This window comes from Sphingomonas mangrovi (assembly GCF_047975845.1).
Taxonomy (GTDB): domain Bacteria; phylum Pseudomonadota; class Alphaproteobacteria; order Sphingomonadales; family Sphingomonadaceae; genus Sphingomonas.
This window is the reverse complement of sequence record NZ_JBIUCZ010000033.1, coordinates 17,499-40,771: the sequence shown is the minus strand read 5'-3', so window position 1 is coordinate 40,771 and position 23,273 is coordinate 17,499. Positions and strand designations below refer to the sequence as shown.

The following is a 23,273-nucleotide window of genomic DNA, read 5'->3' as shown; positions in this document are numbered from 1 at the left end:
TCAGCATCGCCGACTCCTCAGCCAGACCATGCCCCGTTCTACACCATCTCTGTCCCGCCAACCTCCACCATTGCCGCAAAGCCAACCTCGCGAAACACTACACCTACGCCCGGAACCCCGGCTTTGTTGCGACCGCACATGCCGGCCGCCGCCGCCCTTGTCGGGTGTCGGGCGCACGCCTACGAGACCCGTGCCAGCGGTAACAGCCGCGGTGACCAACAGCATGGGAGACTATCATGACGCCCACCGTCAAGGCGATCCTCGCGAACTACGAGTCCGACAATCCCGGCGTGAAGGCCAACCTCGCGCGCATCCTGATGCAGGGTCGGCTGGGCGGCACCGGCAAGCTCATCATCCTGCCGGTCGATCAGGGCTTCGAACATGGTCCCGCGCGCAGCTTCGCGGTCAACGAGCCCGCCTATGATCCGCACTACCACTTCCAGCTCGCGATCGACGCCGGCCTATCGGCCTATGCCGCGCCGCTGGGCATGCTGGAGGCGGGGGCAGCGACCTTCGCCGGCCAGATCCCGACGATCCTGAAGGTCAATTCGTCGAACAGCTGGGCGACGGGCATCAACCAGGCGGTGACCGGCGGCGTCGACGACGCGCTGCGGCTCGGCTGCTCGGCGATCGGCTTCACCATCTATCCGGGCGCGGACGACGTGTTCGACATGATGGAGGAGATCAAGGAGATGTCGGCGGAGGCCAAGTCGGTCGGCATCGCCACCGTGATCTGGTCCTATCCGCGCGGCGGCACGCTCTCCAAGGACGGCGAGCTGGCGCTCGACGTTGGCGCCTATGCCGCGCACATGGCGGCGCTGCTCGGCGCACATATCATCAAGGTGAAGCTGCCGACCGACCATATCGAGCAGACGGAAGCCAAGAAGGTCTACGAGGGCTTCGACGCCTCGACCCAGGCCAAGCGCGTCAGCCATGTCGTGAAGAGCTGCTTCAATGGCCGCCGCATCGTCGTGTTCTCGGGCGGCGCCTCCAAGGGGACGGACGCCGTCTACCAGGACGCGCGCGACATCCGCGACGGCGGCGGCAACGGCTCGATCATCGGCCGCAACACCTTCCAGCGCCCGCGCGACGAGGCGCTCGCGATGCTCGACAAGCTGGTCGGCATCTACAAGAACGAGGAATAACCGGAAGACGGGGCGGGGCGGCGCGCGATCGGCGGGCCGCCCACGTCCTTTCCGGACAGAACGGAGCGCATGTGATCGACCTCGACCAAGACCCGCTGGGCCCGCTCGACCCCGGCTTCGCCGCGCAGTTCCAGCGCGACGACCGCCGGCCGCCGTGCCAGCTCTACCTGATCTCGCCGCTCGACGTCGACGGCGGCTTTCCCGACCGGCTGGCGCGTGCGCTCGATGCCGGCCCGGTCGCGGCGTTCCAGTTCCGCGTGAAGGACGTCGACCAGCACGCCGCCGCGCGGCTCGCCGAGCCGCTCCAGCGCATCTGCGCCGATCGCGAGGTCGCGTTCCTGGTCAACGACAGCATCAGCCTCGCCAAGCGGCTGGGCGCCGACGGCGTCCATCTTGGCCAGGAAGACGGCGACCCGCGCGAGGCCCGCGCCGCCCTCGGCCCGGCCGCGCAGATCGGCGTGACCTGCCACGACAGCCGCCACCTGGCGATGGAAGCGGGGGAGGCGGGCGCCGACTATGTCGCGTTCGGCGCCTTCTATCCCACCACGACCAAGACCGTACGGCATCAGGCCGATCCGGTGACGCTTTCGTGGTGGACGACGCTGTTCGAGATCCCCTGCGTCGCGATCGGCGGGATCACGCCGGCCAACGCGCGGCCGCTGGTCGACGCCGGCGCCGATTTCCTGGCGGTGAGCGGCGCGGTGTGGAGCGGCGACGAAGCCGCGGCGGTCCGCGCCTTCGCCGAGCTGCTGCCGCAGGACCGGCGAGGCTAGGAGCGACGCGCCTCCCTCGGCACGACGAGGGTCGGAGGCGAGACGGAAACCTCCGGCGGCTCCAACGTTCTTCATCCGAAACCATTTCGGGAGCGGATGATGGCGGATCGGACGAGCGGCAGTGGCGCAACGGCAGCGGAGTCGCGCCGGTGAACCGGCTGGGCTGGTCGATCCTGCTGCTGCTCGTGCTCGCGGGTGCCGCCTTCGCGCTGATGCTGCAGCCCGCCAGCGGCCCGCAGCCGGGCGGTCCCTCGGAGGCGTCAGCGCCGACGGCACGGATCTTCGTTCCGCCGTCGTCGAACCGCTCCGGGCTGATCGTGCCGGTGGCGGGGGTCGCGCCGGCGCAGCTGGTCGACACTTGGGGGCAGAGCCGCGCGGGCGGGCTGCGCGAGCACCACGCCATCGACATCATGGCGCCGCGCGGCACGCCGGTGCTCGCGGCGCGGGGCGGCCGCGTGGAAAAGCTGTTCGAGAGCGGCGCCGGCGGCCACACCATCTACGTCCGCAGCGCCGACGGCGGCTATGTCGACTATTACGCGCATCTCGATGCCTATCGCACTGGGCTCGCCGAGGGACAGCTCGTCCGCCAGGGCGAGGCGATCGCGACGGTGGGCTCCACCGGCAACGCCAGCCCCGACGGCCCGCACCTCCATTTCGAGGTGAAGCGCATGGGCGCAGGCGACAAATGGTACGGCGGCGAGCCGCTCAACCCCTATCCGCTGCTTGCCGAGGCACCCGCCGGCGGCTAAAGCCGCGCGCATCGTGGCCCGGGCGACCGCAAGTCGCCGGCCCTTGGCTCTTTGCACCACAGGTCCCAGCATGAAGATCAGCGGCGTCGACATCCGTCCCGGCAACATCATCGAGTACGAAGGCGGCATCTGGCGTGCGGTGAAGATCCAGCACACCCAGCCCGGCAAGGGCGGCGCCTACATGCAGGTCGAGCTCAAGAACCTGCGCGACGGCCGCAAGAACAACGTCCGCTTCCGCTCGGCCGAGACGGTGGAGCGCGTGCGCCTCGACACCAAGGACTTCCAGTTCCTGTACCCGGAAGGCGACATGCTCGTCTTCATGGACAAGGAAACCTACGACCAGACCTCGCTCCCGCGCGACCTGCTCGGCGAGGCGGCGGCCTTCCTTCAGGACGGCATGGACGTGGTGATGGAGCTGTACGACGAGGAAGCGATCAGCGTGCAGCTGCCCGACACGATCGAGGCGACCATCGTCGAGGCCGACGCCGTGGTGAAGGGGCAGACCGCCTCCTCCTCCTACAAGCCCGCCGTGCTCGACAACGGCGTGCGCGTGATGGTGCCGCCGCACATCGCCAGCGGCACGCGCATCGTCGTCGACGTGTACGAGCAGACCTACGTCCGTCGCGCGGACTGAACCAGCGAGAGTAAGCGTATGAAGTATCTCCTCCCCCTCGCGGCCGTCGCCGCCGTCCTCGTCGCTCCCGCCGCCTCGGCGCAGAAGAAGGGGAGCGCGAAGGCGCCCGCCGCAGCCAAGCCGGCCGCGGGCCAGCCGAGCCGCGCGGAGGTGGAGAATGCGTCGCAGACCCTCTCGACGATGATCGGCGGGCTCCAGTCGGACAAGGTGCCCGAGCAGGTGAAGAGCGCGATCTTCGCGTGCATCTATCGCGCGCCGCTCGCCGAGATCAGCCGGCGCACCACCGCGCTGCTCGAACAGAACAAGGCCAAGCTCAACGCCTCGGACCCGACCGACCGCCTGTCCGCGGTCGCGGCGGTGTGCGGCGTGCGCGAGGCACCTCCGGGAGCCGCGTCGGCACCGGCCAGCAAGAAGCCGCAGGGACGCTAAGACATCATGGTTGCACATTCGGGCCTGTTCACGGTGATGGAGCGCGCCGCGCGCAAGGCGGGGCCGCGCTTGCGCCGCGACTTCGGCGAGGTCCAGCACCTTCAGGTCAGCCGCAAGGGGCCGGCCGACTTCGTCTCGATCGCCGACAAGCGCGCCGAACAGACGCTGGTCGAGGAACTGCGCAAGGCGCGGCCCGACTGGGGCTTCGTGCTCGAGGAAGGCGGCACGATCGCGGGCGATCCGACCAAGCCGCGTTGGATCATCGATCCGCTCGACGGCACCAGCAACTTCCTCCACGGCATCCCGCACTTCGCCATCTCGATCGCGGTGGAGGAGCCGAACGGCGCCGGCGGCCAGCCCGAGATCACCACGGCGCTCGTCTATCAGCCGATCACCGACGAGAGCTTCTGGGCCGAGAAGGGGCGGGGCGCCTGGCACCAGGACCAGCGGCTGCGCGTCTCGGCGCGCCGCGACCTGTCCGAATCGCTGATCGCCACCGGCATCCCGTTCCTGGGCCACGGCAATTTCGCCGAGTGGAGCCGCATCTTCGGTGCGGTCGCACCCGAGGTCGCCGGCATCCGCCGCTTCGGCTCGGCCGCGCTCGACCTTGCCTGGGTCGCGGCGGGCCGCTTCGACGGCTTTTGGGAATCGGGGCTCCAGCCCTGGGACATCGCCGCCGGCATCCTGCTGGTGCGCGAGGCGGGCGGGTTCGTGACCGACTTCCGCGGTGCCGACCGCGCCTACGTCAAGCGCGAGGTGCTCGCCGCCAACGACGCGCTCCACTCGCGTCTCCACAAGCTTGTCGCCGCCGCGCTGCGCTGAGTTCGACTGCCCGCGGCGTGCGCCGCGGGCTTCCACCGTTCGATACGATCTGCCGTCGTCTCTGGAGCCCCTGCGGCGCCAGCGGCGGCGGCGTTCGTGCGCGCCGGGCGCAGCTTCGACAGCAAACAACAGAGACTAATTGCGAGCGATTCTCAAGGGGTTTGTGCCCTTGATGCTCCCCGGCCATGCGCCTAGAAGCCCCTCAGCATTCCGCAACCGCGAGATGACCTTGGTCGACCTATCGCAATATCTGCCGATCCTGATTTTCCTCGGGATCGCGCTCCTCCTGTCCGGTGCCTTCGTCGCGCTGCCGATTCTGGCTGCGCGCTTCACCGGGGCGAGCAAGCCCAATGCCGAGAAGCTCTCCGAATACGAGTGCGGCTTCCCGGCGTTCGAGGATTCGCGCAGCCAGTATGACGTCCGCTTTTACCTGGTGGCGATCCTGTTCATCGTCTTCGATCTGGAGGCGGCGTTCCTCTACCCGTGGGCGGTGTCGGTGTTCGACCTGGGCTGGACGGCCTGGATCTCGATGATGATCTTCATCGGCGAGCTGGCGCTGGGCCTCGTGTACGCGTGGAAGATGGGAGCGTTGGATTGGGAGTAGAACTGAACCCGTCGCCTGCCGCCTTCGGCGAGCAGAACGCATTGGCCGCGGGCGCGCACGTCGCGCCCGACCAGCGTTTCTTCGACGACCTCAACGGCGAGCTCACCGACAAGGGTTTCCTCGTCACTTCGACCGAGGACCTGTTCCATTGGGCGCGCACCGGCAGCCTGTGGTGGATGACCTTTGGCCTCGCGTGCTGCGCGGTCGAGATGATCCACGTCAACATGCCGCGCTACGACATGGAGCGGTTCGGTGCCGCGCCGCGCGCGTCGCCGCGTCAGTCGGACGTGATGATCGTCGCGGGCACCCTGTGCAACAAGATGGCCCCGGCGCTGCGTCGCGTCTACGACCAGATGTCCGAGCCGAAGTACGTCATCTCGATGGGCTCGTGCGCCAACGGCGGCGGCTATTATCACTATAGCTACAGCGTCGTGCGCGGCTGCGACCGCGTGGTGCCCGTGGACATCTACGTCCCCGGCTGCCCGCCGACCGCCGAGGCGCTGCTCTATGGCGTGATGCAGCTGCAGCGGAAGATCCGCCGCTCGGGGAGCATCGAACGGTGAGGGCGCCCGCACCTGCCTATGCCGCCAACGACGGCGTGATCGAGGCGGCGGCCGCCGCGCTCGGCGGCAAGTTGCTCGCGTCGCAGGACCTCGTCGGCGAGATTTCGCTGACGGTCGAGCGCGCGTCGCTGGTCGAGGCGATGGTCGCGCTGCGCGACACCCCCGGCCTCGAATACCAGCAGCTGATGGAAATCGCCGGGGTCGACTATCCGTCGCGGCCCGAGCGGTTCGACGTCTGCTATCACCTGCTGTCGGTCACCCGGAACCACCGCATCCGCGTCCGCGTCACCACCGACGAGACCAGCCCGGTCCCGTCGGTCACCGGCATCTGGCCGGTCGCCGGCTGGCTCGAGCGCGAGGTGTTCGACATGTACGGCGTCCTGTTCGAGGGCAACGTCGACCTGCGTCGCATCCTGACCGACTACGGCTTCCGCGGGCACCCGCAGCGCAAGGACTTCCCGCTCTCGGGCTATGTCGAGATGCGCTACTCCGAAGCCGCCAAGCGCGTGGTGTACGAGCCGGTGCGGCTCGCGCAGGACTTCCGCAACTTCGACTTCATGAGTCCGTGGGAAGGCGCCGAATACGTGCTGCCCGGCGACGAGAAGGCGGCGCTGCCGCAGGCGAAGGGCGCGCCGTCGCCGGTGACGGCCGAGCAGGTGCGTCGTGCCGACGACGACAAGAAGGACGCCACGGCGAACGCGCCGGAGGTGAAGACCACCGAATCGCCCGCGCAGACCGGCGCCGGCAAGTCTGACCCGGGCAACCAGCCCGAGGAGAAGCCCAAGGATCCGGACGTGGTGCCGACCAAGGGCGAGGGGCAGAACCAGTAATGGCCGAGTATCTCGACGAGCTCGAACATCGCACCGACGGGGCGGACCCGACCACCGGCGATGTCGAGATCCAGAACTATACGATCAACTTCGGGCCGCAGCACCCGGCCGCGCACGGCGTGCTGCGGCTGGTGATGGAGCTCGACGGCGAGATCATCGAGCGGATCGATCCGCACGTCGGCCTGCTGCATCGCGGCACCGAGAAGCTGATCGAGTACAAGACGTACACCCAGGCGCTGCCGTACATGGATCGCCTCGACTATTGCTCGCCGTTGTGCATGGAGCACAGCTTCGTGCTGGCGGTCGAGAAGCTGCTCGATCTGGAGGTGCCGCTCCGCGCCCAGTATCTGCGCGTGTTCTTCGCCGAGTTGACGCGCATCTGCAATCACATGCTCAACCTGGGCTCGCACGTCATGGACGTGGGCGCGATGACGCCCAACCTGTGGATGTTCGAAATCCGCGAGGACTGCCTCAACTTCTTCGAGCGGGCTTCGGGCGCGCGCATGCACTCCAACTACTTCCGGGTAGGCGGCGTGCACCAGGATGTGCCGCTTAAGCTGCTCACCGACATCGGCGACTGGCTCGACACGCGCCTGCCGCGACTGTTCGAGGACGCGATCAGCCTGGTGGCCGAGAACCGCATCTTCAAGCAGCGCAACGTCGACATCGCGACGGTGAGCCGCGAGGATGCGCTGGCCTGGGGCTTCTCCGGTCCGATGATCCGCGCCGCCGGGCTGCCGTGGGACCTGCGCAAGTCGCAGCCCTACGACGTCTACGCCCGCATGGACTTCGACGTGCCGGTCGGCACCCGTGGCGACTGCTACGACCGCTTCATGGTTCGCGTGGAAGAGGTCCGCCAGTCGGCGCGCATCATGAAGCAGTGCCTGGCGGAAATGCCCGAAGGCCCGATCATGACGCTCGACCGCAAGGTCGGCCCGCCCAAGCGCGGCGAGATGAAGCGCTCGATGGAAGCGCTGATCCACCATTTCAAGCTCTACACCGAGGGCTATCACGTGCCCGCGGGCGAAGTGTACGTCGCGACCGAGAGCCCCAAGGGCGAGTTCGGCATCTATCTGGTGTCGGACGGCAGCAACAAGCCGTACCGCTGCAAGATCCGGCCGACCGCGTTCAGCCACCTCCAGGCGATGGACTTCATGTCCAAGGGGCACATGCTCGCCGACACGACCGCCATTCTGGGCGCGATGGACATTGTTTTTGGTGAATGTGACCGCTGATGGCTGACGCACCCCATATCCCGGACGAGGCCGAGACCCGCGCACGCTGGGGCGATTTCGCGTGGAACGAGGCGAGCGCCGAGAAGGCGCGCGAGATCCTGACGCGCTACCCGAAGGGCCGCGAGCAGTCGGCGTCGATCCCGTTCCTTGACCTCGCCCAGCGCCAGGTCGGCGAGGAGACGCAGACCCAGGGCTGGCTGCCGGTCCCCGTGATCGAGTTCGTCGCCCGCGAGATCGGCGTTCCGTACATGCGCGTGTTCGAGGTCGCGACCTTCTACACGATGTTCAACCTGGCGCCGGTCGGCCGCTACCACGTGCAGGTGTGCGGCACGACGCCGTGCATGCTGCGCGGGTCGGACGACGTGCTGGCGGCGTGCAAGAACCGCGGGCTGTCGAAGGGGCGGACGACGCCGGACGGGCTGTTCACGCTGACCGAGGTCGAGTGCCTGGGCACCTGCGCCAACGCGCCGATGGTCCAGATCAACGACGACAATTTCGAGGACCTCGACTACGACAAGACGGTCGCGATCCTCGACGCACTGGCGGCGGGCGAGAGCCCGAAGCCGGGGCCGCAGATCGATCGTCGGGCGAGCGCGCCGGAAGGCGGTCCGACCTCGCTCCAGGCGATGTTGGACGAGAACCACGACTATCGCGGCGAATGGGGTTCGGCGGCGTGAAGGCGCTGGGTTCCCTGATCCTGGCGATCCTCGTCGGGTTCGTCGCGCTGTGGGTGCTGCTGCAACTGTTCGTCGGCGCGCTCAAGCTGATCGGCGTGCTGATCGCGGTGGCGCTGGCGGTGGTGGCCTATTTGTTGGCCGAGAAGCTTATCGGGAAGGGGCGCTGACCGTGCTCGCGGACAAGGACCGGATCTTCACCAACGTCTACGGTTTCCAGCCGTGGAACCTGGACGCGGCGCTCAAGCGCGGCGACTGGGACAATACGAAGGCGCTGCTGGCGCTGGGCCCGGACGTGATCATCGATCGCATCAAGGCCTCGGGCCTGCGCGGGCGCGGGGGCGCGGGCTTCCCGACCGGCATGAAGTGGAGCTTCATGCCCAAGAACCCGACGCCGGAGCGGCCGAGCTTCCTCGTCATCAACGCCGACGAGTCCGAGCCCGGCTCGTGCAAGGACCGCGAGATCATCCGCCACGATCCGCACAAGCTGATCGAGGGCGCGCTGGTCGCCGGCTTCGCGATGCGCGCGCGCGCTGCCTACATCTACATCCGCGGCGAATATATCCGCGAGGCGGAGACGCTGTTCGCCGCCGTCGCCGAAGCCTATGACAAGGGGCTGATCGGCAAGAACGCGAGCGGGTCGGGCTACGACTTCGACGTCTTCGTTCACCGCGGCGCCGGCGCCTACATCTGCGGCGAAGAGACCGCGATGCTGGAAAGCCTGGAGGGCAAGAAGGGCCAGCCGCGCCTGAAGCCGCCGTTCCCGGCGGGTGCGGGCCTCTACGGCTGCCCGACCACGGTCAACAACGTCGAGTCGATCGCCGTCGCGCCGACGATCCTGCGGCGCGGGCCCGAGTGGTTCTCCAGCTTCGGCAACGAGAACAACAAGGGCACCAAGCTCTTCCAGATCAGCGGCCATGTGAACCGGCCGTGCGTCGTCGAAGAGGCGATGTCGATCCCGTTCCGCGAACTGATCGAGAAGCATTGCGGCGGCATCCGCGGCGGCTGGGACAATCTGCTCGCGGTAATCCCGGGCGGCTCGTCCGTGCCGCTGGTGCCGGCGGCGCAGATCATGGACGCGCCGATGGACTTCGACGGGCTGAAGGCGCTGGGCTCGGGCCTCGGCACTGCGGCGATCATCGTCATGGACAAGTCGACCGACATCGTCCGCGCGATCAGCCGCCTGTCGTACTTCTACAAGCACGAGAGCTGCGGCCAGTGCACGCCGTGCCGTGAGGGCACCGGCTGGATGTGGCGCGTGATGGAGCGGCTGCGCACCGGCGATGCCGACATCTCCGAGATCGATACGCTGCACCAGGTCACCAAGCAGGTCGAAGGCCATACCATCTGCGCGCTGGGCGACGCGGCGGCATGGCCGATCCAGGGCCTGATCCGCCACTTCCGCCCCGAGATCGAACGCCGCATCCTCGAGAAGCGCGGCGGCGGTCTGGAACCGATGATGGAGGCGGCGGAGTGACCGACGACCGCGCCGATCTGATGCTGGAAATCCTGAAGAAGCTCCAGTCGGACCTGTCGCTGGTCCGCCGCGAGCAGTCGTCGCAGAGCACCCGCCTGCTCGCGATGGAGGATCATCAGCGGGGAATGATCACGTCGCTGCAAGGGGTCGTCACGTCGATCCACGGTGTCGAGGTCGATGTTGCTCACCTGAAGGACCGCGTTGACCGGATCGAACGCCGGCTCGGCCTGACGGATACGGAACACTGATATGCCGAAGCTCAAAGTAGACGGGATCGAAGTCGAGGTCCCCCAGGGCGCCACGGTGCTCCAGGCGTGCGAAGCCGCGGGCAAGGAAATCCCGCGCTTCTGCTATCACGAACGGCTGTCGATCGCCGGCAACTGCCGGATGTGTCTGGTCGAGGTGAAGCCCGGCCCGCCCAAGCCGCAGGCGTCGTGCGCGCTGCCGGCCGCCGACAACCAGGAAATCCGCACCGACAGCGCGATGGTGAAGGCCGCGCGCGAAGGCGTGATGGAGTTCCTGCTCATCAATCACCCGCTCGACTGCCCAATCTGCGATCAGGGCGGCGAGTGCGACCTGCAGGACCAGTCGGTCGCCTATGGCCGCGGCACGTCTCGCTACGACGAGAACAAGCGCGCGGTGACCGAGAAGTACATGGGCCCCATCGTCAAGACGGTGATGACCCGCTGCATCCAGTGCACGCGCTGCGTCCGCTTCGCGGAGGAAGTCGCGGGCGTGGAGGAAATCGGCGCGATCTATCGCGGCGAGGACATGCAGATCACCTCCTACCTCGAGCGGGCGGTGACGAGCGAGTTGTCGGGCAACGTCGTAGACCTGTGCCCGGTCGGTGCGCTGACGTCCAAGCCCTATGCGTTCGAGGCCCGTCCCTGGGAGCTCAAGAAGACGCTCGCGATCGACGTGATGGACGCGGTCGGCACCAACATCCGCCTCGACAGCCGCGGCCGTCAGGTGCTGCGCTGCGTTCCCCGCATCAACGAGGACGTCAACGAGGAGTGGGCGCACGACAAGACCCGCCACGCGGTCGACGGTCTCGTACGCAAGCGGCTCGATCGCCCGTACATCCGTCGCGACGGCAAGCTGGTCGCGGTGGAATGGGACGAGGCGTTCCAGGCGATCGCGGCGGTCAACGCCGGGTCGAGCGTCGCGGCGATTGCCGGCGACCTGCTCGATTGCGAGACGATGTTCGCTGCCAAGGCGCTGCTCGCCAAGCTCGGCTCTTCGCTGCTTGAAGGCCGCCAGACCGGCATGGCCTATGACGTGACGAACCTGGGTGCGGTGGCGTTCAACACCACCATCGCCGGGGTCGAGGACGCCGACGCGATCCTGCTGGTCGGCAGCGACCTCCGCCGCGAAGCGCCGCTGATCAACACCCGCGTGCGCAAGGCGCTCAAGCGCGGCGCGCGCGTGTTCGCGATCGGGCCGGAGACGGACCTGACCTACAAGGTCGAATGGCTCGGCGACGATCTGTCGCTGCTGGGTGGGCTGCCGGATCGCGCCGCCGAGGCACTCGACGCCGCCGAGCGGCCGATGGTTCTCGTCGGTCCCGGGGCGCTCAAGAACGGCCATGCGGCCGCGCTCAAGCTCGCCACCGACGGCAATCTGGTGCGCGACGGGTGGAACGGCTTCAACGTCGTCCACACCTCGGCGGCGCGGATGGGCGGGCTGATGCTCGGCTATGCGCAGCCGGGCGGCATCGCCGACATCGTCGCGGCCAACCCGAAGCTCGTGTTCTTCCTGGGCGCGGACGAGGTGGACTTCACCGCCTTCGCCGACAGCTTCAAGGTCTACATCGGCCACCACGGCGACAAGGGCGCACACCACGCGGACGTGATCCTGCCGGGCGCGAGCTATGCCGAAAAGGCGGGCACCTACGTCAACCTGGAAGGGCGCGTGCAGCGCGGCGACAAGGCGGTGTTCGCACCGGGCGACGCCCGTGAGGACTGGACGATCCTGCGTGCGCTGTCGGACACGCTGGGCGCGACGCTGCCGTTCGACACGTTCGAGGGGCTGCGCGCGGCGATGGCCGCCGACGTGCCGGCACTCGGCCAGGAGGGGCTGGTCCGCTACGACTGGAACCCGCCGGCGCTCGACGCCCGCGCCGAGGGCGGCGTGACCTATCCGGTCGCCGACTTCTATCTCACCAACGCCATCTGCCGCGCCAGCCCGACGATGCAGCGCTGCTCGGCGGAACTGGTCCATGGCCAGGATTACGCGGAGGCCGCGGAGTGACTTCCTTCTTCGAACATACCGTCGGCCTGCCGTACGGCTGGGCGTGGTTCGTCGCCACGGTCGTCGGCATCCTGCTGATCGCGCTGCCGCTGATGCTGGCGGTGGCGATGATCATCTATGCCGACCGCAAGATCTGGGCGGCGATGGCGCTGCGCCGCGGCCCCAATGTCGTCGGCCCGTTCGGCCTGCTGCAGAGCTTCGCCGACGGCCTGAAGGTGTTCCTGCAGGAAACCATCGTGCCGATGAGCGCGAACAAGGGCCTGTTCCTGCTCGCACCGATCATCACCTTCACGGTCGCGCTGATCGTGTGGGCGGTGGTGCCGTTCCAGGCGGGCGTGGTGGTCGCCGACATCAACGTCGGTCTGCTCTACGTGCTCGCGGCTTCGTCGCTCGGCGTCTACGGCATCATCATCGCGGGCTGGGCGTCGAACTCGAAATACCCGTTCTACTCGGCGCTTCGTGCGGCCGCGCAGATGGTGTCGTACGAGGTCGCGATCGGCTTCGTGCTGATCGCCGTCGTGCTGTGGGCGGGTTCGTTCAACCTGTCGACGATCGTCACCCAGCAGCAGGCGCACATCTTCGGCTTCATCAACGGCTTCGGCTTCAACCCGCTGCTGTTCCCGATGGCGGTGGTGTTCCTGATCTCGTCGATGGCCGAGACCCAGCGCGCGCCCTTTGACCTGACCGAGGCGGAGTCGGAGCTCGTCGCCGGCTACCAAACCGAGTACAGCTCGATGGCGTTCGCGCTGTTCTGGCTCGGCGAATATGCCAACGTGCTGCTGATGTGTGCGCTCAACGCGCTGCTGTTCTGGGGCGGGTGGTTGCCGCCGGTCGACTGGGCACCGCTCTATTTGGTGCCGGGCATCCTCTGGTTCTTCGCCAAGATCCTGTTTTTCTTCTTCGTGTTCAGCTGGGTGAAGGCGACGGTGCCGCGGTACCGCTACGACCAGCTGATGCGGCTGGGCTGGAAGATCTTCCTGCCGCTGTCGCTGTTCTTCGTGTTCATGGTGTCGGGGTATCTCATGCTCGACCGCGTTGGAGTGCCGGCATGAGCGTCGCGCAGATCGTCCGATCGTTCACGCTGTGGGAGTTCATCAAGGCCCACGCGCTGACCTTGCGCTATTTCTTCAAGCCCAAGGCGACGATCAACTATCCGTACGAGAAGAACCCGATCTCGCCCCGCTTCCGCGGCGAGCACGCGTTGCGCCGCTATCCCAACGGCGAAGAGCGTTGCATCGCGTGCAAGCTGTGCGAGGCGGTGTGCCCGGCGCTGGCGATCACGATCGAGGCCGAACCGCGTGAGGACGGCAGCCGCCGCACCACGCGCTACGACATCGACATGACCAAGTGCATCTACTGCGGGCTGTGCCAGGAGGCGTGCCCGGTGGACGCGATCGTCGAGGGGCCGAACTTCGAGTTCGCGACCGAGACGCGCGAGGAGCTGATCTACCACAAGGACAAGCTGCTCGCGAACGGGGACCGCTGGGAACGCGCCATCGCGGCGAACCTTGCGACCGACGCGCCGTATCGGTAATGCGCGCGACTTCGAAAATCATGCCGTTCGGGCCGAGCCAGTCTGGGCCCTGCGCTGCTTCAACACGAAGTGAACCGGCCCCGCGCGTTGTGCGGGGCGAACGGAGGGCAGGGGGCCCGATGCGTCCGTGATCCAGACTCTCGCCTTTTATCTCTTCGCCGCGGTGGTGATCGTGTCGGCGGCGCTGACGATCACGTCGCGCAACCCGGTTCACGCCGTGCTGTGGCTGATCCTCGCCTTCTTCAACGCGGCGGGGCTGATGGTGCTCGTCGGTGCCGAGTTCATCGCGATGCTGCTCGTCATCGTCTATGTCGGCGCGGTCGCGGTGCTGTTCCTGTTCGTCGTGATGATGCTCGACATCGACTTCGCCGAGCTGCGTGCGGGCTTCGTGCGCTACCTGCCGCTGGGCCTGGTGCTCGCGGTGGCGCTGGTGGCGGAGATCCTGATCGCGGTCGGCGCCTGGTCGGCGGGCCGCATCGAGCTCGGCCGCCGCATCGCTCCGATCGACGGCGCGACGCCCAACATCGAGGCGATCGGCCAGCTGCTCTACAGCCGCTATCTCTACGTGTTCGAAGGCGCCGGCCTCGTGCTGCTCGTCGCGATGATCGGCGCGATCGTGTTGACCCATCGCCAGCGCACCGACAGCCATCGTCAGAACGTCAGCCGCCAGGTCAACCGGCGTGCGAAGGACGCGACGCGCAACGTCAATCAGCCCGTCGGGCAGGGAGTGGAGCTGTGATCGGTCTGGTCCATTATCTGGTCGTCGCCGCGATCCTGTTCACGCTGGGCGTGCTCGGCATCTTCCTCAACCGGAAGAACCTGATCGTGCTGCTGATGGCGGTCGAGCTGATCCTGCTGAGCGTCAACATCAACTTCGTCGCCTTCTCCTCCTACCTGGGCGACCTGGTGGGGCAGGTGTTCGCCATGTTCGTGCTCACGGTCGCCGCGGGCGAGGCCGCGATCGGTCTCGCGATCCTGGTGATCTATTTCCGTGGCCGCGGTTCGATCGCGGTCGACGACGTCAACCGGATGAAGGGGTGATCATTCGGTGATCCAGCTCATCGTTCTCCTGCCGCTGCTGGCCTCCGCGATCGCGGGCCTCAGCAACCGTGCGTTCGGCACCGCATTCCCGAAGATCATCACGACCGGCGCGCTGTTCGCGTCGTGCGCGATGTCGTGGCCGATCTTCATCGGTTTTCTCGACGGGTCGATGACCCCGCATGTCGAGCCGGCGTTCACCTGGATCCTGTCCGGGGACATGGACATCGCCTGGGCGCTGCGCGTCGATGCGATGACCGCGGTGATGCTGGTGGTGATCACCAGCGTCTCGGCGCTCGTCCACCTCTATAGCTGGGGCTATATGAGCGAGGACCCTTCGCAGCCGCGCTTCTTCGCCTATCTGTCGCTGTTCACCTTCGCGATGCTGATGCTCGTGACCGCGAACAACCTGGTGCAGATGTTCTTCGGCTGGGAAGGGGTGGGTCTCGCCTCCTACCTTCTGATCGGCTTCTGGTACCACAAGCCGAGCGCGAACGCGGCGGCGATCAAGGCGTTCGTCGTCAACCGCGTCGGCGATCTCGGCTTCATGCTCGGCATCTTCGGCACCTTCCTGGTGTTCGGCACCGTCTCGATCCCGGAGATCCTGGCCGCGGCGCCCGGCATGGCCGGCTCGACGATCGGCTTCCTGGGCGCGCGCTTCGACACGATGACCGTGCTGTGCCTGCTGCTGTTCGTCGGCGCGATGGGCAAGTCGGCGCAGCTCGGCCTCCACACCTGGCTCCCGGACGCGATGGAAGGCCCGACCCCGGTGTCGGCCCTGATTCACGCGGCGACGATGGTCACCGCGGGCGTGTTCATGGTCTGCCGCCTGTCGCCGATGTTCGAGACGAGCCCGACGGCGCTTGCCGTGGTCACCGTCATCGGCGCCGCGACCTGCCTGTTCGCCGCGACGATCGGTCTCGTGCAGACCGACATCAAGCGCGTGATCGCCTATTCGACCTGCTCGCAGCTGGGCTACATGTTCTTCGCCGCCGGCGTCGGCGCCTATGGCGCGGCGATGTTCCACCTGTTCACCCACGCCTTCTTCAAGGCGCTGCTGTTCCTGGGTGCGGGCTCGGTGATCCACGCGATGCACCACGAACAGGACATGCGCTTCTACGGCGGCCTCAGGAAGTCGATCCCGCTGACCTTCTTCGCGATGATGGCGGGTACGCTCGCGATCACCGGCGTGGGCATCTACGGCGTCGGCGGCTTCGCGGGCTACCACTCGAAGGACGCGATCCTCGAGGCGGCGTTCGCGGCCGGCGGTCGTGGCGAGATGGCCTTCTACGTCGGCACCTTCGCGGCGCTGCTGACCAGCTTCTATTCGTGGCGGCTGATCTTCCTGACGTTCTTCGGCACGCCGCGCTGGGCCGCGTCGGAGCACATCCAGCATGCGCTCCACGACGCCCATGGTCACGACCATGATCACGCCCATGACGATCACGTCGACCACGCGCACGCCGTCGCCGATCCGCACGGCCAGCAGGCGCACGCCGATGCCGAGGATGCGGGCCACGCACCCTCGACCCAGGCGGCCCACGCGGACCAGGTGCCGACCGGCACCGGCGGCTATCATCCGCACGAGAGCCCGCTGCCGATGCTGGTGCCGCTGGTCGTGCTGACGGTCGGCGCGGTCGCGGCCGGCTTCGTGTTCAACCCGTGGTTCATCGGGGCCGAGGACGGCGCGCGCTTCTGGGGCGGCAGCCTGTTCTTCAACGAGCATCTGATGCACGCGATGCACGAGGTGCCGATGCTGGTGAAGCTGGCGGCGACGATCGTCATGCTGATCGGCTTCGTCGCGGCGCTGGTCGCCTATGTGCTGAAGCCGGGTACGTCGCGCCGCACCGCGACCGCGCTGCGCCCGCTGCACCGCTTCCTGCTGCGCAAATGGTACTTCGACGAGCTGTACGCGTTCCTGTTCGTCCGTCCCGCCTTCGCGATCGGCCGCTTCTTCTGGAAGCGCGGCGACGAGGGGACGATCGACCGGTTCGGCCCGAACGGCTCGGCGGCGCTGGTGTCGCTCGGCAGCCGCGCCGCGGTGCGGATGCAGACCGGCTATCTCTACACCTACGCTTTCGTCATGCTGATCGGGCTGACGGCGGCGGTCACCTGGGCGATCGCGTCGTGATTCGCGGCGCGGGCGCACCGGTGCACACCGGACAAGGCATGGCCGAAACGATGAAGGCGCCGGCAGTGGCCGGCATGGGGAAGATGGTGGTTCGGGGGTTGGCCAAGTGATTGATTTCCCGATCCTGTCGGTGATGCTGGCGGTCCCCGCGATCGCCGCGGTCGCCTGTCTGTTCGTTCGCGGCGAAACGGCGCGCTGGGTCGCGCTGGCCTCGACGCTGATCGACTTCGCGCTGGGCATCCTGCTGTGGACGTCGTTCGACGTCGGCGGCGCACAGTGGCAGTTCGTCGAAGGTCCGGTCTCGGTCGGCGTGTTCAACTGGTCGCTCGGCATCGACGGCTTCGCGCTGATGCTCATCATGCTCAGCGTCTTCCTGATGCCGATCTGCATCGGCGCCAGCTGGAAGTCGGTGACGGAGCGCGTGCCGGAATATATGGCAGCCTTCTGCCTGACCGAAGTGCTGATGATCGGCACCTTCGCGGCGCAGGACCTGCTGCTGTTCTACATCTTCTTCGAAGGCGGCCTGATCCCGATGTACCTGATCATCGGCATCTGGGGCGGCGTGAACCGCATCTACGCGTCGTACAAGTTCTTCCTCTACACGCTGCTCGGCTCGGTGCTGATGCTGATCGCGATGATCTACATCCGCGCGACCGCCGGGACGACCGACATCCCGACCCTGATGGCGTACGACTTCCCGCCGCAGGTGCAGACGTGGCTGTGGCTCGCCTTCTTCGCCTCGTTCGCGGTCAAGATGCCGATGTGGCCGGTCCACACCTGGCTGCCCGACGCGCACGTCCAGGCGCCGACCGCGGGCTCGGTGATCCTAGCGGGCGTGCTGCTGAAGCTCGGTGGCTACGGCTTCCTGCGCTTCTCGCTGCCGATGTTCCCGGAGGCGTCGGGCCAGCTCACCTGGCTGATCCTCGGCCTGTCGGCGGTGGCGGTGGTCTACACCTCGCTCGTCGCGCTGGTGCAGTCGGACATGAAGAAGCTGATCGCCTATTCGTCGGTCGCGCACATGGCGATCGTGACCATCGGGCTGTTCGCCTTCAATCGGCAGGGCATCGAGGGCGCGATGATCATGATGCTCAGCCACGGGCTGGTGTCGGGCGCGCTGTTCCTGTGCGTCGGCGTCATCTACGACCGGCTGCACACCCGCGAGATCGCCCGCTATGGCGGCCTGGCGGAGAACATGCCGCGCTATGCCGTGTTCTTCCTGTTCTTCACGATGGCCTCGATCGGCCTGCCGGGGACCAGCGGCTTCGTCGCCGAGTTCCTGAGCCTGGCGGGCACCTACCAGATCTCGACCTGGGCGGCGCTGATCTGCACCACCGGCATCATCCTGGGTGCCGCCTACATGCTCTTCCTCTATCGCCGCGTGGCCTATGGCCCGCTCGACAAGGACGACGTGCGGGCGATGCCCGACGTGTCGGCGCGTGAGGTCGCGCTGCTGGCGCCGATCGCGGCGGTGGCGCTGTGGATGGGTGTCTATCCGGAGAGCTTCCTGGCGCCGATGCGCAACGACGTAACCACGCTGCTGGAGCGCATCGAACGTGCGACCCCGGCCAGCGATTCCCGACCCACCCCGGGCAACCCCGAAGCGGCTGCGGCCGCAGCGGCAGCGCACGGCGGCGAAGCGGCCCACGGCGCCGCAGTATCTGAGGCGCACTGATGAGCTACGCATCCCAACTCGCGACCACCCTGCCGGAGCTGGTGCTCGCGGTCGGCGCGATCGTGCTGATGCTCGTCTCGGCGTGGGGCAAGGAGCGCGCCACCCGTGCGGTGAGCATCGCCGCGGTGTTCGTGCTCGTCGGCGCCGGCGTGGCGCTGATCGGCCCGGCGTCGTCGGGTACGACGGCGTTCGGCGGCATGTATCGTGCCGACGCCTTCGCCGCTTATGCCAAGGTGCTGATCTACGCCGCCTCGGCGATCGCGATCATCATCGCGCCGCGCTTCTTCGGGTACACCGCGGGCGACAACCTGAAGCCTGAGTATCCGGTGCTGATCCTGCTGTCGTGCGTCGGCATGGGGATGATGGTGTCGGCGGGCGACATGCTGCTGCTCTACGTCGGCCTGGAGCTGCAGAGCCTCGCCGCCTACGTGCTCGCCAGCTTCATGCGCCGCGACACGCGTTCGGCGGAAGCGGGCCTGAAGTACTTCGTGCTGGGCGCGCTCGCCTCGGGCATCCTGCTCTACGGCATCAGTCTGGTCTACGGCTTCACCGGCACGACGCTGTTCGTCGACATCGCCGACGCCTATGCCGGCAACCTGGGTGCCGACCGCTCGCTCGGCCTGCTGTTCGGGCTCGTGTTTGTGTTCGCGGGCATCGCCTTCAAGATGTCGGCCGTGCCGTTCCACATGTGGACGCCGGACGTGTACGAGGGTGCCCCGACCCCGGTCACCGCCTTCTTCGCCTCGGCTCCCAAGGTGGCGGCGCTCGGCCTCGGCATGCGCGTCGCGATCGAGGCGATGGGCCCGGCGACTGCCGACTGGCGCCAGATCGTGATCTTCGCCTCGCTCGCGTCGATCGTGCTCGGTGCGGTGGCGGCGATCGGCCAGACCAACATCAAGCGGCTGCTCGCCTACTCGTCGATCAACAACGTCGGCTTCGCGCTCGTCGGCCTCGCCGCCGGCACGCCGGAGGGCGTCGCGTCGGTGCTGTTCTATCTGGCGATCTATCTGGTGATGACGATCGGCTCGTTCCTGGTGGTGCTGCAGATGCGCGATGCCGCCGGTCGCCCGATCGAGACGATCGCGGGCTTCGCCGGCCTGTCGCGCGCGCGGCCGGGCCTGGCCGCGGCGCTGGCGATCATGATGTTCTCGCTGGCGGGCATTCCGCCGCTGCTCGGCTTCAACGCCAAGCTGGCGGTGTTCGACGCGGCGGTGCAGGCGGACCTGTTCGTGCTGGCGGTGGTGGCGGTGATCGGCTCGGTGCCGGGCGCCTATTACTACCTGCGCATCGTCAAGACGCTGTACTTCGATGCGCCGGCCGAGCAGGTCGCGGGCCGCACGGATCCGGTTGAGGGCGGGCTGCTGGTCGCGTCGGCGGCGTTCATCTCGCCGCTGGGCTGGTTCCTGCTCGCGCCGCTCGGCGCCTGGACGATGACGGCGGCACGGGCACTGTTCTGACGACGATCCGCGTCGTCGCGGAGACCGGCTCCACCAACGCCGACCTGTTGGCGCTGGCAGGAGCCGGGTCCGCGCCCGAGGGGCTGTGGCTGCGCGCCGAGCGCCAGACCGCCGGCCGCGGCCGGCAGGGGCGCCCCTGGGTGTCGCCGACCGGCAATCTCTACGCCAGCACCGCCGTACGGCTGCGGCCGAACGATCCCGCGGCCGCCAGCCTCGGCTTCGTCGCTGCGGTCGCGCTGGACGAGGCGGTGCGGGTCCATCTGCCCGACGCGACGGCGCTGCACCTCAAATGGCCCAACGACCTGCTGCTCGGTGGCGCCAAGCTATCGGGCATGCTGCTCGAACGGGCGGGCGACACGGTGGTGATCGGCATCGGCGTGAACCTGGCGCACCATCCCGACCTGCCCGATCGCGCGACCACCAGCCTGGCGGCGAACGGCGTGACCGTGGCGCCGGACACGTTTCTCGAGACGCTGGCGGAAGGGTTCGCGCGCTGGCTCGGCCGCTGGCGCGGCGAGGGGCTCGCACCCGTTCGCCAGCGCTGGCTGGATCGCGCGCATCCCGTCGGGACCGCGCTGACGGCGCGGCTGCCCGACGGCGGCAGCGTCACCGGATTGTTCGACGGGCTCGACCGCGACGGCGCGTTGCTGCTGCGCTTGGCCGACGGCACGCACCATGCCATGCACGCGGGCGACGTGCTGCTGGCCTGACCGCCGGCGACTGGGCGAAGACAAGGGGAGGAGGGGGCCATGCTGCTCGCGATCGACGCCGGCAACACCAACATCGTCTTCGCGCTGATGGACGGCGAGACGATCCACGCGCGCTGGCGGATCGCCACCGATCCCAGGCGCACCGCCGACGAATATGCCGTGTGGCTCAGCCAGTTGCTCGCGCTGGAGGGGCATGACCGCTCGGCGGTGGAGGCGGTGATGATCGGCACCGTCGTGCCGCGCGCACTCCACAACCTGCAGGTGCTCAGCCAGAAATACTTCGGGGTGGAGGCGGTGATCGCCGGCAGCCCCGCCGCGCCCTGGGGCTTCCCGCTCGACGTGGAGGAGCCGCAGAACCTGGGCGCCGACCGTGCGCTCAACGTCATCGCCGCGCATGCCGAGCACCCCGGCGACCTGATCGTCATCGACTTCGGCACCGCCACCACCTTCGACGTCGTCGACTTCCGCGGCGCCTACAAGGGCGGGATCATCGCGCCGGGGATCAACCTCTCGCTCGACGCGCTGGTCACCGCCGCCGCCAAGCTGCCTCGCATCGCGATCGAGGCGCCGGCCGACGCCGCGGTGATCGGCCGCAGCACCGTCAGCCAGATGCACATCGGCATCTATTGGGGCTATGTCGCGATGATCGAGGGACTGGTCGCCCGGCTCAAGGCCGAAATCGGCCGCCCGGTGAAGGTAATCGCCACCGGCGGGCTCGCGGTGCTGTTCGAACAGCGTACCGCGGCGTTCGACGTGGTGGAGGCAGACCTCACCCTACGAGGGCTGGCGATGCTGTGGGGTAGGACCCATATAGCGCCCAAAGCTTAGCAGGATGTGCAAAGCGGTTCCGGTGCGTCCGGGGCCCCTCGCCGCGGGATGGCGGCGAGCAGATTGAGAAAGAACCCAGTGACTCCCGGAAACGAACTTTTTTTTGTCGCGCTCGGCGGATCGGGCGAGATCGGCATGAACGTCAATCTCTACGGTACCCAGGGCAAGTGGTTGATGGTCGATTGCGGCATCACCTTCGCCGACCCCGCCTATCCGGGAATCGACGTGATGCTCCCGGACCTCCAGTTCATCGAGGATCGGCTCGACGATCTGGTCGGTATCGTCATCACCCACGGGCACGAGGACCACATCGGCGCGCTGCCGTACCTTGCCGCCGACCTCGACGTGCCGATCTACGCCACGCCGTTCACCGCCGGGCTGATCCGCGGGAAGCTGGAGGAAGAGGGGATCGCCGATCGCGTCGAGCTCAACGTCGTCGAGCGTGGCGGGAGCGTTCGCACCGGTCCGTTCGGCGTTCGCTTCGTGCCGCTCGCCCACTCGATCCCCGAGGGCAATGCGCTGCTGATCGAGACGTCGCACGGCCGCGTGCTGCACACCGGCGACTGGAAGCTGGACGAGTCGCCGCTGGTCGGCACGCCCTCTACCCCGGCTGAGCTCAAGGCGATCGGCGATGAGGGCGTGTTCGCGCTCGTGTGCGATTCGACCAACGTCTTCAACGACAAGGCGTCGGGCTCCGAGGCGGACGTGCACCCCGGGCTGCTCGAGGTGATCGACAGCGCACCCGGCCGGGTGATGGTGACGACCTTCGCCTCCAACGCGGCGCGGCTTGCGACGCTGGGCGCGATTGCGCGCGAGACCGGGCGCACGGTCTGCGTCGCCGGCCGCTCGCTCGATCGCATCCTGCGCGTGGCGCGGGCGACGGGGTATCTCCAGGACTTCCCGCCGACGGTCGACTTCGACACCGCGATGCGGATGCCGCGCAACGAGGTGCTCATCATCGCGACCGGCGGGCAGGGGGAGGCGCGCGCCGCGCTCGCCCGAGTCGCCGAGGGGACCCACCCGATCAGCCTGCAGGAAGGCGACCGCGTCGTCTTCTCGTCCAAGCAGATCCCGGGCAACGAGGTCGCGATCGGCCGGATCATGAACGCGCTTGCGACCAAGGGCGTCGAGATGATCACCGACCGTCAGGCGCACGTCCACGTCTCCGGCCATCCCGGGCGCCCCGAGCTCGCCGCGATGTACCGCTGGATCCGCCCCGAACTGGTGGTGCCGGTCCACGGCGAGGCGCGGCATCTCGCCGAGCACGCGCGTTTCGCGCTGGCGCAGGGCGTGCCCGACGCGGTCGTGCAGAAGGACGGCGACATCCTGCGGCTCGCCCCCGGCGAGCCCAAGCGGATCGGCCATGCCGTGGTCGGGCGCCTGGCGCTCGACGGTGACGTGATCCTGCCCGCCGACGGATCGACCATCAACGAGCGTCGCCGCATCGCGCTCTACGGCCAGATGTCGGTGGCGGTCGCGATCGACCGCGGCGGCCGGCTGATCGGCACGCCGGTCGTGCGCGCACAGGGCGTGCCGGTCGAGGACGAGCGCGATCCGTTCCTGGAAGAAGCCGCCGAGGCGGCCGAGGAAGCGGTGCGTAAGGGCGGCCGCGACCGCGAGAAGCTCCGCGAGGCGCTGCGGCTCGCGGTGCGTCGCGTCGCCAGCCGCTGGACCGGCAAGAAGCCGATCGTGGACGTGCTGCTGATCGAGGGATGAGG

At 68.0% G+C, this 23,273-nt stretch carries 25 protein-coding genes; all 25 read left to right on the top strand.

All coding sequences use genetic code 11. The features are described from left to right. The first annotated feature begins 236 nt into the window (after nucleotides 1-236). The gene (locus ACBY01_RS14335; protein ID WP_416461602.1) at nucleotides 237-1,145 is read left to right on the top strand and encodes a class I fructose-bisphosphate aldolase; all 909 of its coding nucleotides are present in this window, start codon (nucleotides 237-239) and stop codon (nucleotides 1,143-1,145) included. A gap of 74 nt (nucleotides 1,146-1,219) precedes the next feature. Next, nucleotides 1,220-1,918, top strand: a complete 699-nt coding sequence (gene thiE / locus ACBY01_RS14330) for a thiamine phosphate synthase (RefSeq protein ID WP_416461606.1) — start codon at nucleotides 1,220-1,222, stop codon at nucleotides 1,916-1,918. Nucleotides 1,919-2,067: 149 nt separating this feature from the next. Next, entirely contained in the window at nucleotides 2,068-2,667 is a 600-nt protein-coding gene (locus ACBY01_RS14325) for a M23 family metallopeptidase (RefSeq protein WP_416461601.1), read from the top strand. Nucleotides 2,668-2,737: 70 nt separating this feature from the next. Next, nucleotides 2,738-3,301 (top strand): elongation factor P, encoded by a 564-nt coding sequence (efp, locus tag ACBY01_RS14320; RefSeq protein ID WP_416461600.1) that lies wholly within the window; start codon nucleotides 2,738-2,740, stop codon nucleotides 3,299-3,301. 18 nt (nucleotides 3,302-3,319) lie between these two features. Next, nucleotides 3,320-3,730: a hypothetical protein gene (locus tag ACBY01_RS14315; protein WP_416461598.1), complete on the top strand. Its 411-nt coding sequence runs from the start codon at nucleotides 3,320-3,322 to the stop codon at nucleotides 3,728-3,730. Between the two features lie 6 nt (nucleotides 3,731-3,736). Then, a complete protein-coding gene (locus ACBY01_RS14310) occupies nucleotides 3,737-4,552 on the top strand; it encodes an inositol monophosphatase family protein (RefSeq protein WP_416461597.1) in 816 nt (271 codons plus the stop codon). A gap of 229 nt (nucleotides 4,553-4,781) precedes the next feature. Further along, nucleotides 4,782-5,156, top strand: coding sequence for an NADH-quinone oxidoreductase subunit A (gene ndhC / locus ACBY01_RS14305; protein ID WP_416461605.1), 375 nt, complete (start codon nucleotides 4,782-4,784; stop codon nucleotides 5,154-5,156). After that, the gene (locus ACBY01_RS14300) at nucleotides 5,147-5,719 is read left to right on the top strand and encodes a NuoB/complex I 20 kDa subunit family protein (protein ID WP_416461596.1); all 573 of its coding nucleotides are present in this window, start codon (nucleotides 5,147-5,149) and stop codon (nucleotides 5,717-5,719) included. Before ndhC ends, ACBY01_RS14300 begins: the two co-directional genes overlap by 10 nt. Then, complete coding sequence (locus ACBY01_RS14295) at nucleotides 5,716-6,549, top strand: NADH-quinone oxidoreductase subunit C (RefSeq protein WP_416461595.1); 834 nt, start codon at nucleotides 5,716-5,718, stop codon at nucleotides 6,547-6,549. Before ACBY01_RS14300 ends, ACBY01_RS14295 begins: the two co-directional genes overlap by 4 nt. Beyond that, on the top strand, nucleotides 6,549-7,784 hold the full coding sequence (locus ACBY01_RS14290; RefSeq protein WP_416461594.1) for an NADH-quinone oxidoreductase subunit D: 1,236 nt from the start codon (nucleotides 6,549-6,551) through the stop codon (nucleotides 7,782-7,784). Before ACBY01_RS14295 ends, ACBY01_RS14290 begins: the two co-directional genes overlap by 1 nt. Beyond that, a complete protein-coding gene (locus ACBY01_RS14285) occupies nucleotides 7,784-8,461 on the top strand; it encodes a complex I 24 kDa subunit family protein (protein WP_416461593.1) in 678 nt (225 codons plus the stop codon). The genes ACBY01_RS14290 and ACBY01_RS14285 overlap by 1 nt, the downstream gene beginning before the upstream one ends. Beyond that, complete coding sequence (locus tag ACBY01_RS14280; protein WP_416461592.1) at nucleotides 8,443-8,628, top strand: hypothetical protein; 186 nt, start codon at nucleotides 8,443-8,445, stop codon at nucleotides 8,626-8,628. The genes ACBY01_RS14285 and ACBY01_RS14280 overlap by 19 nt, the downstream gene beginning before the upstream one ends. 2 nt (nucleotides 8,629-8,630) lie before the next feature. Further along, nucleotides 8,631-9,935, top strand: coding sequence for an NADH-quinone oxidoreductase subunit NuoF (nuoF, locus tag ACBY01_RS14275; protein WP_416461591.1), 1,305 nt, complete (start codon nucleotides 8,631-8,633; stop codon nucleotides 9,933-9,935). Continuing rightward, nucleotides 9,932-10,183: a hypothetical protein gene (locus ACBY01_RS14270; RefSeq protein ID WP_416461590.1), complete on the top strand. Its 252-nt coding sequence runs from the start codon at nucleotides 9,932-9,934 to the stop codon at nucleotides 10,181-10,183. Before nuoF ends, ACBY01_RS14270 begins: the two co-directional genes overlap by 4 nt. A gap of 1 nt (nucleotide 10,184) precedes the next feature. Continuing rightward, nucleotides 10,185-12,185, top strand: coding sequence for an NADH-quinone oxidoreductase subunit NuoG (gene nuoG, locus ACBY01_RS14265; protein WP_416461589.1), 2,001 nt, complete (start codon nucleotides 10,185-10,187; stop codon nucleotides 12,183-12,185). Then, nucleotides 12,182-13,237, top strand: coding sequence for an NADH-quinone oxidoreductase subunit NuoH (gene nuoH / locus ACBY01_RS14260; protein ID WP_416461588.1), 1,056 nt, complete (start codon nucleotides 12,182-12,184; stop codon nucleotides 13,235-13,237). Before nuoG ends, nuoH begins: the two co-directional genes overlap by 4 nt. Further along, nucleotides 13,234-13,719 (top strand): NADH-quinone oxidoreductase subunit NuoI, encoded by a 486-nt coding sequence (gene nuoI, locus ACBY01_RS14255; protein ID WP_416461587.1) that lies wholly within the window; start codon nucleotides 13,234-13,236, stop codon nucleotides 13,717-13,719. Before nuoH ends, nuoI begins: the two co-directional genes overlap by 4 nt. 127 nt (nucleotides 13,720-13,846) lie before the next feature. Continuing rightward, the gene (locus ACBY01_RS14250) at nucleotides 13,847-14,458 is read left to right on the top strand and encodes an NADH-quinone oxidoreductase subunit J (RefSeq protein WP_416461586.1); all 612 of its coding nucleotides are present in this window, start codon (nucleotides 13,847-13,849) and stop codon (nucleotides 14,456-14,458) included. Beyond that, nucleotides 14,455-14,760 (top strand): NADH-quinone oxidoreductase subunit NuoK, encoded by a 306-nt coding sequence (gene nuoK / locus ACBY01_RS14245; RefSeq protein WP_416461585.1) that lies wholly within the window; start codon nucleotides 14,455-14,457, stop codon nucleotides 14,758-14,760. The genes ACBY01_RS14250 and nuoK overlap by 4 nt, the downstream gene beginning before the upstream one ends. A gap of 7 nt (nucleotides 14,761-14,767) precedes the next feature. After that, the gene (gene nuoL / locus ACBY01_RS14240) at nucleotides 14,768-16,888 is read left to right on the top strand and encodes an NADH-quinone oxidoreductase subunit L (RefSeq protein WP_416461584.1); all 2,121 of its coding nucleotides are present in this window, start codon (nucleotides 14,768-14,770) and stop codon (nucleotides 16,886-16,888) included. Between the two features lie 106 nt (nucleotides 16,889-16,994). Continuing rightward, nucleotides 16,995-18,560, top strand: coding sequence for an NADH-quinone oxidoreductase subunit M (locus tag ACBY01_RS14235; protein WP_416461583.1), 1,566 nt, complete (start codon nucleotides 16,995-16,997; stop codon nucleotides 18,558-18,560). Beyond that, nucleotides 18,560-20,017 carry an NADH-quinone oxidoreductase subunit NuoN gene (nuoN, locus tag ACBY01_RS14230; protein WP_416461582.1) on the top strand — a complete coding sequence of 486 codons (1,458 nt, stop codon included), beginning with the start codon at nucleotides 18,560-18,562 and terminating at the stop codon, nucleotides 20,015-20,017. Before ACBY01_RS14235 ends, nuoN begins: the two co-directional genes overlap by 1 nt. Continuing rightward, complete coding sequence (locus tag ACBY01_RS14225) at nucleotides 20,014-20,727, top strand: biotin--[acetyl-CoA-carboxylase] ligase (RefSeq protein ID WP_416461604.1); 714 nt, start codon at nucleotides 20,014-20,016, stop codon at nucleotides 20,725-20,727. The genes nuoN and ACBY01_RS14225 overlap by 4 nt, the downstream gene beginning before the upstream one ends. Before the next feature lie 39 nt (nucleotides 20,728-20,766). Then, a complete protein-coding gene (locus ACBY01_RS14220) occupies nucleotides 20,767-21,555 on the top strand; it encodes a type III pantothenate kinase (RefSeq protein WP_416461581.1) in 789 nt (262 codons plus the stop codon). 78 nt (nucleotides 21,556-21,633) lie between these two features. Then, the gene (locus ACBY01_RS14215; protein WP_416461580.1) at nucleotides 21,634-23,271 is read left to right on the top strand and encodes a ribonuclease J; all 1,638 of its coding nucleotides are present in this window, start codon (nucleotides 21,634-21,636) and stop codon (nucleotides 23,269-23,271) included. The last annotated feature ends 2 nt before the right edge of the window (nucleotides 23,272-23,273 follow it).

Coding starts and splice junctions, on each gene's coding strand:
- ACBY01_RS14310 (WP_416461597.1), top strand. CDS start 3,737: ATGGTTGCACATTCGGGCCTGTTCACGGTGATGGAGCGCGCCGCGCGC.
- ACBY01_RS14280 (WP_416461592.1), top strand. CDS start 8,443: ATGGGGTTCGGCGGCGTGAAGGCGCTGGGTTCCCTGATCCTGGCGATC.
- ACBY01_RS14285 (WP_416461593.1), top strand. CDS start 7,784: ATGGCTGACGCACCCCATATCCCGGACGAGGCCGAGACCCGCGCACGC.
- nuoN (WP_416461582.1), top strand. CDS start 18,560: ATGAGCTACGCATCCCAACTCGCGACCACCCTGCCGGAGCTGGTGCTC.
- efp (WP_416461600.1), top strand. CDS start 2,738: ATGAAGATCAGCGGCGTCGACATCCGTCCCGGCAACATCATCGAGTAC.
- nuoG (WP_416461589.1), top strand. CDS start 10,185: ATGCCGAAGCTCAAAGTAGACGGGATCGAAGTCGAGGTCCCCCAGGGC.
- ACBY01_RS14335 (WP_416461602.1), top strand. CDS start 237: ATGACGCCCACCGTCAAGGCGATCCTCGCGAACTACGAGTCCGACAAT.
- ACBY01_RS14290 (WP_416461594.1), top strand. CDS start 6,549: ATGGCCGAGTATCTCGACGAGCTCGAACATCGCACCGACGGGGCGGAC.
- nuoI (WP_416461587.1), top strand. CDS start 13,234: ATGAGCGTCGCGCAGATCGTCCGATCGTTCACGCTGTGGGAGTTCATC.
- ACBY01_RS14315 (WP_416461598.1), top strand. CDS start 3,320: ATGAAGTATCTCCTCCCCCTCGCGGCCGTCGCCGCCGTCCTCGTCGCT.
- ACBY01_RS14220 (WP_416461581.1), top strand. CDS start 20,767: ATGCTGCTCGCGATCGACGCCGGCAACACCAACATCGTCTTCGCGCTG.